General features: G+C 72.1%; 1 protein-coding gene. It reads right to left on the bottom strand.

What is annotated here, in order from left to right:
- Positions 1-1085 (bottom strand): ATP-binding protein (locus ACWCPF_RS45475; protein ID WP_451051036.1); only part of this gene is annotated, 1085 nt, incomplete at both ends.

The following is a 1085-nucleotide window of genomic DNA, read 5'->3' as shown; positions in this document are numbered from 1 at the left end:
TTGACCGTGCCGGAGCGGTGCGCGTTCAGCGGCTGCTCCATCTTCATCGCTTCGAGGACGACGATCAGGTCGCCCTCCTTGACTTCCTGGCCCTCCTCGACGGCGATCTTGACGATCGTGCCCTGCATCGGGGAGGCGAGGGTGTCGCCGGAGGCCATGGGGCCGGACTTCTTGGCCGCGCGGCGCTTGGGCTTGGCGCCCGCCGCGAGGCCGGTGCGGGCCAGGGACATGCCGAGCGAGACCGGGAGGGAGACCTCCAGGCGCTTGCCGCCGACCTCGACGACGATCGTCTCGCGGTCGGTGTCGTCCTCGGCCTCGGCGTCCGTCGGGGCGGCGAAGACCGGGATCTCATTGACGAACTCGGTCTCGATCCAGCGGGTGTGGACCGTGAACGGGTCGGCGGAGCCGGTGAGCTCGGGGGCGAACGCCGGGTCGGCGACCACCGCGCGGTGGAACGGGATGGCGGTGGCCATGCCCTCGACCTGGAACTCGGCCAGCGCGCGGGCGGCCCGCTGGAGCGCCTGCTGCCGGGTCGCGCCGGTGACGATCAGCTTGGCCAGCAGCGAGTCCCACGCGGGGCCGATGACCGACCCGGACTCGACGCCCGCGTCCAGGCGGACGCCGGGACCGGTCGGCGGGGCGAACGCGGTGACGGTACCGGGGGCGGGCAGGAAGCCGCGGCCCGGGTCCTCGCCGTTGATGCGGAACTCGATGGAATGACCGCGCAGGACCGGGTCGCCGTAGCCGAGGGCCTCGCCGTCGGCGATGCGGAACATCTCGCGCACGAGGTCGATGCCGGCGACCTCCTCGGTGACCGGGTGCTCGACCTGGAGCCGGGTGTTGACCTCCAGGAAGGAGATCGTGCCGTCCACGCCGACGAGGAACTCCACCGTGCCGGCGCCGACGTAGCCGGCCTCCTTCAGGATGGCCTTGGAGGACGCGTACAGCTCGGCCGTCTGCGCCTCGGACAGGAACGGCGCCGGGGCCTCCTCGACCAGCTTCTGGTGGCGGCGCTGGAGGGAGCAGTCACGGGTGGAGACGACGACCACGTTGCCGTGGGAGTCGGCCAGGCACTGGGTCTCCAC

The organism is Streptomyces sp. NPDC001858, assembly GCF_053594615.1.
The sequence above is the reverse complement of the archived record's forward strand: the minus strand, read 5'-3'. Positions and strand labels throughout refer to the sequence as shown.